The following is a 359-nucleotide window of genomic DNA, read 5'->3' as shown; positions in this document are numbered from 1 at the left end:
CTCTGGGGGCAGAAGGTCTTTCTCAGTGCCAAACGCCTGGAAACCAATGAATGGCTGCTCATCGTCAGCGAGTCCTACAGCCGCCAGGCCATTGAGGAGTATGCCCAGCGCTGGACCATCGAAACCCTGTTTGCCGCCTTGAAATCGCACGGGTTCCACCTCGAAGAGACCCATCTCACCAAGCCCGAGCGCCTCGAGCGACTGTTCGCGCTGCTGACGCTCACCACCCTGTGGGCGGTTCATGCCGGTGTCTGGGCGCACGAGCAACAGCCGATTCGCCAAAAAAAACACTCGAGCGCCCTCAGTTCAGCTTCTTTCGCTATGGACTCGACCTCCTTCAGCGCCTCATCACCCTGCAG

1 protein-coding gene is annotated in these 359 nt (G+C 59.6%); it reads left to right on the top strand.

Annotated elements, in window-relative coordinates:
* Nucleotides 1-359, top strand: a 359-nt coding sequence (locus D779_RS20755; RefSeq protein ID WP_157726504.1) for a transposase, incomplete at both ends; no start/stop codon positions are given.

Source organism: Imhoffiella purpurea (assembly GCF_000585215.1).
Taxonomy (GTDB): domain Bacteria; phylum Pseudomonadota; class Gammaproteobacteria; order Chromatiales; family Chromatiaceae; genus Imhoffiella; species Imhoffiella purpurea.
Note: the sequence above shows the minus strand (reverse complement) of the source record. Positions and strands in the feature narration are given on the sequence as shown.